Source organism: Streptomyces sp. URMC 126, assembly GCF_051386555.1.
Classification (GTDB): domain Bacteria; phylum Actinomycetota; class Actinomycetes; order Streptomycetales; family Streptomycetaceae; genus Streptomyces.
In genome coordinates this window covers 1-7,050 of sequence record NZ_JBPQTX010000351.1, presented here as the reverse complement: position 1 = coordinate 7,050, position 7,050 = coordinate 1, and the positions used below count along the sequence as shown (strand labels likewise).

General features: G+C 73.9%; 6 protein-coding genes. All 6 read right to left on the bottom strand.

Going from position 1 to position 7,050, the window contains the following annotated elements:
* Positions 1 to 327: 327 nt before the first annotated feature.
* On the bottom strand, positions 328 to 1,347 hold the full coding sequence (whiA, locus tag ACSNOK_RS28855) for a DNA-binding protein WhiA (protein ID WP_004948030.1): 1,020 nt from the start codon (positions 1,345 to 1,347) through the stop codon (positions 328 to 330).
* Positions 1,338 to 2,387, bottom strand: a complete 1,050-nt coding sequence (locus ACSNOK_RS28850) for a gluconeogenesis factor YvcK family protein (protein WP_004948031.1) — start codon at positions 2,385 to 2,387, stop codon at positions 1,338 to 1,340. Before ACSNOK_RS28850 ends, whiA begins: the two co-directional genes overlap by 10 nt.
* Positions 2,384 to 3,316 (bottom strand): RNase adapter RapZ, encoded by a 933-nt coding sequence (rapZ, locus tag ACSNOK_RS28845; RefSeq protein WP_223767737.1) that lies wholly within the window; start codon positions 3,314 to 3,316, stop codon positions 2,384 to 2,386. Before rapZ ends, ACSNOK_RS28850 begins: the two co-directional genes overlap by 4 nt.
* A 163-nt stretch (positions 3,317 to 3,479) precedes the next feature.
* Positions 3,480 to 5,468: an excinuclease ABC subunit UvrC gene (gene uvrC, locus ACSNOK_RS28840; protein ID WP_436783733.1), complete on the bottom strand. Its 1,989-nt coding sequence runs from the start codon at positions 5,466 to 5,468 to the stop codon at positions 3,480 to 3,482.
* A 115-nt stretch (positions 5,469 to 5,583) separates the two neighbouring features.
* The gene (locus ACSNOK_RS28835) at positions 5,584 to 6,450 is read right to left on the bottom strand and encodes a hypothetical protein (protein ID WP_436783732.1); all 867 of its coding nucleotides are present in this window, start codon (positions 6,448 to 6,450) and stop codon (positions 5,584 to 5,586) included.
* Between the two features lie 4 nt (positions 6,451 to 6,454).
* On the bottom strand, positions 6,455 to 7,050 hold a 596-nt coding region (locus ACSNOK_RS28830; protein WP_436783731.1), incomplete at its 5' end, for a papain-like cysteine protease family protein.

The following is a 7,050-nucleotide window of genomic DNA, read 5'->3' as shown; positions in this document are numbered from 1 at the left end:
GGGGCCGGAGGGGCGGGCGGAGCCGACCGGGGATGCGGGGCCGCCTGAGACGGCAGTGCGGGCCGGGGACGCCCGGCCGGCCGGTGGAGCACGGCCGCCCCGTGGAGCACGGCCGACCGGAACGGCGGTGCCGGTCAGGGGCGCCGGACCGGTCCGGTCGGCACCGCGGACCCGGGCGGCGGCGCGGGCCGCAACGGAGGCGCGAGCCGCGTCCATCGCGCTCGGAGGGCCGGCCGGGCCGCCCGGCGGCGGTCCGCGGCGGCCGGAGGCACGTGGTCGTGGTCGACGCCGGCCCGCGCGGGCCGAAGCGCACGGTCACCGCCGGCGTCAGCCGGCCATGCCCTTGACCATGCCGTCCACCAGGTCCTCCGGCAGATCGGCGAGCTCGGTCAGGTTGGACTCGGTCCCGGGGATGCCCAGGTCCTGGGCGCGCTTGTCGGCCATCGCGAGCAGCCGGCGGATCCGGCCGGCCACGGCGTCCTTGGTGAGCGGCGGGTCGGCGAGGGCACCCAGCTCCTCCAGCGAGGCCTGCTTGTGCTCCATGCGCAGCCGGCCGGCCGCGGCGAGGTGCTCCGGGACCTCCTCGCCGAGGATCTCCAGGGCCCGCTGGACCCGGGCCCCGGCGGCGACGGCAGCCCGGGCGGAGCGGCGCAGGTTGGCGTCGTCGAAGTTGGCCAGCCGGTTGGCGGTGGCCCGCACCTCGCGGCGCATCCGGCGCTCCTCCCAGGCGAGCACCGACTCGTGGGCGCCGAGCCGGGTGAGCAGCGCGCCGATGGCGTCGCCGTCCCGGACCACCACGCGGTCCACGTTGCGCACCTCGCGGGCCTTGGCCGCGATCTGGAGCCGGCGGGCGGCACCGACGAGCGCGAGCGCCGCCTCCGGGCCGGGGCAGGTGACCTCCAGGGACGAGGAGCGGCCGGGCTCGGTCAGCGAGCCGTGGGCCAGGAAGGCGCCGCGCCAGGCGGCCTCCGCGTCGCAGGTGGCGCCGGAGACGACCTGCGGGGGCAGGCCGCGGATCGGCCGGCCGCGGCCGTCGACCAGGCCGGTCTGGCGGGCCAGCTGGTCACCGCCCGCCACCACCCGCACCACGTACCGGCTGCCGCGGCGCAGTCCGCCGGGGGCCATGACGACCAGGTCGGAGGCGTGGCCGAAGATCTCCAGGATGTCCTTGCGCAGCCGCCGGGCCGCGATCCCGGTGTCCAGCTCCGCCTCGATCACGATGCGTCCGCTGACCAGGTGCAGGCCGCCGGCGAAGCGGAGGATCGCCGAGACCTCCGCCTTCCGGCAGCAGGTCCGGGTGACGGGGAGCCGGGAGATCTCGTCCTTCACCGCTGCCGTCATCGCCATGGGCCGATCCTTCCATGCATCCGAAAAATACGGTCGTACGCGGCGGCCAGCAGTTCCGGATCGTGCGTTGCGGAACTCCCCTGGGCGGCGACCGGCGCCAGCTCGACCGTGCCGCCGAGCCGCTTGGCGGCGTCCCGGAGGCTGTCCCGGTCGGGCACGGCGGCCTCGTCGGCCAGCACCACGTCCAGGGCGAGTTTAGGGGCGTGTCGGGCCAAAACCTCCAAATGACGCTGCGGGGAGAAGCCCTCGGTTTCGCCGGGCTGGGGGGCGAGGTTCAGCGAGAGCACCCGGCGGGCCTTGGTCTCCTGCAGGGCGGTCAGCAGTTCGGGGACCAGCAGGTGCGGGATGACCGAGGAGAACCAGGAGCCGGGGCCGAGGACCACCCAGTCGGCGTCCAGGACCGCCTCGACGGCCTCGGGCACGGCCGGCGGGTCCTCCGGGACCACGTGCACGGAGTGCACCTCGCCGGGGGTGAGGGCGACGGTGGCCTGGCCGCGGACCGTGGTGACGGCGTCCGGCTCGCGCGGGTCGTGGCCGCGGACCAGCGCCTGGAGCTCCAAGGGGACGGCGGACATGGGCAGCACCCGGCCGTGCGCGCCGAGCAGCTTGCCGACCAGGTCGAGGGCCTTGACGTGGTCGCCGAGCTGCTCCCAGAGGGCGACGATCAGCAGATTGCCGACGGCGTGGCCGTGCAGGTCGCCCTCGCTGGCGAAGCGGTGCTGGACGACGCGCGACCAGGTGCGCCCCCAGTCGTCGTCACCGCAGAGCGCGGCGAGGGCCTTGCGCAGGTCGCCCGGGGGCAGCACGCCGAGCTCGTCGCGCAGCCGGCCGCTGGAGCCGCCGTCGTCGGCGACGGTGACCACGGCCGTCAGATCGCCGGTGATCCGGCGCAGCGCGGCGAGCGAGGCGGACAGCCCGCGGCCGCCGCCGAGGGCGACGACCTTGGGCTGGGTGCGGCGCTGGAGGCGCCGCTCGGCGCCGCGCGGCCCGCCGGGGACGACCCGGCGGGCGCGGCGCATCCGGAAACCGCGGCCGGTCACTCGCGCCCCATGTCCCGGTGGACGACGACGGTCTCGACACCCTCCGAGACGAGGCGGTGGGCGAGCTTCTCGGACATGGCGACCGAGCGGTGCTTGCCGCCCGTGCAGCCCACGGCGATCGTCACGTAGCGCTTGCCCTCGCGGCGGTAGCCAGCCGCGATGAGCTGGAGCAGCTCGGTGTAGCGGTCGAGGAACTCCTTGGCGCCGGGCTGGTTGAAGACGTAGCCCGAGACCTCCTCGTTGAGGCCGGTGAAGGGGCGCAGCTCGGGGACCCAGTGCGGGTTGGGCAGGAAGCGGCAGTCCACCACCAGGTCGGCGTCGACGGGCAGGCCGTACTTGTAGCCGAAGGACATGACGGTGGCGCGGAGCTCCGGCTCCTCCTCGCCGGCGAACTGGGCGTCCATCTTGGCGCGCAGCTCGTGGACGTTGAGGCTGGAGGTGTCGATGACGAGGTCGGCGTCGCCGCGCAGCTCGCGGAGCAGGTCGCGCTCGGCGGCGATGCCGTCGACGATGCGGCCGGAGCCCTGGAGGGGGTGCGGGCGGCGCACCGACTCGAAGCGGCGGACCAGGGCGTCGTCGGACGCCTCCAGGAAGATCACCCGGCGCTTGACCTTCTTGGCCGCGAGGTCCGCGAGGGACTCGCGGAGGTTGTCGAAGAACCGCCGGCCGCGGACGTCGACGACCACGGCGATCCGGGCCACGTTGCCCTGGGAGCGGGCGCCGAGGTCGACCATGGTGGGGATGAGGGCGGGCGGCAGGTTGTCCACGACGAACCAGCCGAGGTCCTCCAGGCACTTGGCGGCGGTGCTGCGGCCCGCCCCCGACATGCCCGAGATGATGACCAGCTCGGGGATGCCCGCCGCCTCGCCGGTCGTGTCCGCCGTCGTGCCCGTACTCACCTTTGCTCCGTCCCGATCGGTTTCGTTCATGCCGTGCTGCATGTGGTGTCCCCCGTTCTGCCGACGGGGCCGTGGTCACGGCCCCGTCCGTCCGGCTCTCCCTGTGCTCTTTCCCTGATCCTCGCAGGGTCCGGGGCCGGGACCGGGGGCACGCGCCCGTCGGCCGCACCCGTGCCCCGCGCGCTCGTCTCCATCATCCCTCGGCCTCGTCCAGGATCTCGCCCGTCGCCATGTTGACCGCGGGAGCGGAGGGGGCGCTTTCGGCCAGGGCGGCGGCGACCGACAGGGCGGTCTTCCGGCCGACGCCGGGCACCTCGCAGATCTGCTCGACGGTGGCCGCCCGCAGCTTCTTCACCGAGCCGAAGTGCTTCAGCAGCGCCTGCTTGCGGCTGTCGCCGAGGCCGGCGACGGCGTCCAGCGGGGACGCCTTCATCGATTTGGTCCGCTTGCCGCGCTGGTAGGCGATGGCGAAGCGGTGCGCCTCGTCGCGGACGCGCTGGAGCAGGTAGAGGCCCTCGCTGGTACGGGGCAGGACGACCGGATCCTCCTCGTCCGGCAGCCAGACCTCCTCCAGGCGCTTGGCGAGCCCGCAGACGGCGACGTCGGCGATGCCGAGCTCGTCCAGGGCGCGGCGGGCGGCCTGGACCTGGGGCCGGCCACCGTCGACCACGACCAGCTGCGGGGGGTAGGCGAAGCGCTTGGGGCGGCCGTTGTCGTCGCGGGGGCCGGCGGTGTCCTCTTCCGGGCCGTCCGCTTCTTCCACGGTCCACTCCCCCGTCTTCTGGCTCTCCCGCAGGTAGCGGCGGAAGCGGCGGGAGACGACCTCGTGCATGGACCGGACGTCGTCCTGCCCCTCGAAGCTCTTGATCTGGAAGCGGCGGTACTCGCTCTTGCGCGCGAGCCCGTCCTCGAAGACGACCATGGACGCCACGACGTCCTGCCCCTGGAGGTGGGAGATGTCGAAGCACTCGACGCGCAGCGGCGCCGAGTCCAGGCCGAGGGCCTCGGCGATCTCCTCCAGGGCGCGGGAGCGGGTGGTCAGGTCGGAGGCACGCTTGGTCTTGTGCAGGGCCAGTGCCTGCTGGGCGTTCCGCTGGACCGTCGCCATCAGGTCCTTCTTGTCGCCGCGCTGCGGGATGCGCAGGTCCACCCGGGATCCTCGGCGGGCCGTCAGCCACTCGGCGACCGGCTCGACGGGGTCGGGCAGGGCGGGGACGAGCACCTCCTTGGGCACCGCGTCGCCCTGCTCCTCGCCGTAGAGCTGCTGGAGGGCGTGCTCGACCAGGCCCGCCGTGTCGACGGCCTCGACCTTGTCGGTCACCCAGCCGCGCTGGCCGCGCACCCGGCCGCCGCGGACGTGGAAGATCTGCACGGCCGCCTCCAGCTCGTCCTCGGCCACCGCGATCAGGTCGGCGTCGGTGGCGTCGGCGAGGACGACGGCGTTCTTCTCCATGGCGCGCCGGAGCGCCCCTATGTCGTCCCGCAGCCGGGCGGCCTTCTCGTACTCCATCTCCTCGGCCGCCTCCCGCATGTGCCGCTCCAGGCGGCGGAGGTAGGCGCCGGTGCGGCCGGCCATGAAGTCGCAGAACTCCTCGGCCAGTTCGCGGTGCTCCTCGGGGGTGACGCGGCCGACGCAGGGGGCGGAGCACTTGCCGATGTAGCCCAGCAGGCAGGGGCGGCCGATCTGGGCGGAGCGCTTGAACACCCCGGCGGAACAGGTGCGGACGGGGAAGACGCGGAGCATCAGGTCGACGGTCTCGCGGATCGCCCAGGCGTGCGCGTAGGGCCCGAAGTAGCGGACGCCCTTCTTCTTCGCGCCGCGCATGACCTGGACGCGGGGGAACTCCTCGTTCAGCGTGACGGCCAGGTACGGATAGCTCTTGTCGTCCCGGTACTTCACGTTGAAGCGCGGGTCGTACTCCTTGATCCAGGAGTACTCCAGCTGCAGCGCCTCGACCTCGGTGGCGACGACGGTCCACTCGACGGAGGCGGCGGTGGTGACCATCGTGCGGGTACGCGGGTGCAGACCGGCGAGGTCCTGGAAGTACGAGGAGAGCCGCTGGCGCAGGCTCTTCGCCTTCCCGACGTAGATCACCCGGCCGTGCTCGTCACGGAACCGGTACACCCCGGGCGAGTCGGGGATCTGTCCCGGCTTGGGTCGGTAGCTGCTGGGGTCGGCCATGTCTCACACCCTACTTGCGGGCACTGACAAGCCGGTCGCGCGGCGGTACGTGCCCCGGCCCCGGCGCGTGGAGGGCGCCGGGGCCGGGACGGTGTGGGGGGTTACCGGCGTCGCGTCAGCGGCGCCGGAGCCTGCGGACGGCCACGGTGCCGAGGCCGAGGGCCAGGGCCGCGCCGCCGGCCGAGGCGGCCAGGGTGGTTCCGTCGAAACCGGAACCGGAAGCGGATCCGGAGGTGGAACCGGCGGGCTCGGCGGCGAGCGGCGCCGGGGCGTCGGCCGGCTGCGCCTGCGCCTCGGTCCCGTAGCCGCCGGCCAGGCCCTTCTTCGCGTAGGCCGAGCCGGGCAGCTTGTCGCCGTACGCCTTGTGGACGCGGTCGCGGTAGGCGTCCACGGTGGTGCCGCGGGCGCCGACGGCCCGGACGGCCTCGGGGTTCAGGGGCAGGATCCGGTCGGCACGCTGCACGTACCAGGCGTTGACCTGGGGCTCGCGGAAGACGGTGCCGCCGCTGAGCTTCTTCGCTCCCTCGGCCGCGTAGCGCGTCTCGTCGTCGCCGGTGGCGATGTTGACGACCTTCCAGTCGGTGCCGCCGCCCGCCGTCCACACCGACGCCTTCTGGCCGTCGGCCGAGACGGCCTTGCTCGCGAGGTACTCCAGCGTGGCGACGGGCGCGTTCCGCTTGCCCGCCACGAAGTCGGGCGAGAGCGCGTAGACGGGCACGGTCGCCCCCTCGATCCGCGGCTTCGCCTCCGTCTTGGCGATGGCGCCGTCCCGGGCGAAGAACCGGGACAGGGTGTCCAGCGTCGCGGAGGACGCCGCCGCGTCGCGGGCCGCCGCCAGCCCGGCGGCGGGCGGGGTGGGGGCCGCGGGCGGCGGTGCCGCGTGGGCGAGCGGGGTGAGGGCGAGGACGCCGGCGGCCAGGGCGCCGACGGCCGCGACGCGGGCGTAGGGCCGTCCGGAGCGGTGGGTTTCGCGCATGGTCATGACCTCACCCGCCGATCCGGTAGAGCGAATGCGTCCAGGCGAACTGGTTGTTGTTCACGTACCAGCTGTGCGATGCCCAGTTGTAGCGGTTGCTGCTCGGCCACGGGTCGCCCCAGTAGACCATGCTGTTGGCGTCGTCGTAGCCGTAGAGGACGTGCATGTGGCCGCCGCCGGACGTCCAGCCGATGCGGGTCTCGATGGGCCGCTTGGCGTTGATTTCGCTCTGCACGGTGGCGTAGCGCAGCCAGCCGTCGACGTACGAGCCGCTGTTGATGCCGGCCCAGCGCAGCGCGTTCTGCACGTTGCCCAGGTTGGCCTGGTTGTTGGGGCAGTTGGTGCCCTGCTGCCGGTTGAAGGCGGCGTTGCAGAACTGGTTCTGGCTGTACTTGCGGCCGAACCAGGTGGCGATGGTGTTGCCGGAGGCGGCCCAGCACCAGTTGTTCTTCTCCTGGGCCTGCATGGAGATGTTCAGCCGGTTCGCGCCGCGCAGGTCGTGGCCGGTGGGGGCGGCCGTGGCGGTGGCGGCGGGCAGCGCGATCAGCGCGGCGGCGGTGAGGGCGGCGACGGAGAGCCGTCTGCCGCGTAGGCGGGGGGTGGGGG

Coding starts and splice junctions, on each gene's coding strand:
- whiA (WP_004948030.1), bottom strand. CDS start 1,347: ATGGCGATGACGGCAGCGGTGAAGGACGAGATCTCCCGGCTCCCCGTC.
- rapZ (WP_223767737.1), bottom strand. CDS start 3,316: ATGAACGAAACCGATCGGGACGGAGCAAAGGTGAGTACGGGCACGACG.
- uvrC (WP_436783733.1), bottom strand. CDS start 5,468: ATGGCCGACCCCAGCAGCTACCGACCCAAGCCGGGACAGATCCCCGAC.
- ACSNOK_RS28835 (WP_436783732.1), bottom strand. CDS start 6,450: ATGACCATGCGCGAAACCCACCGCTCCGGACGGCCCTACGCCCGCGTC.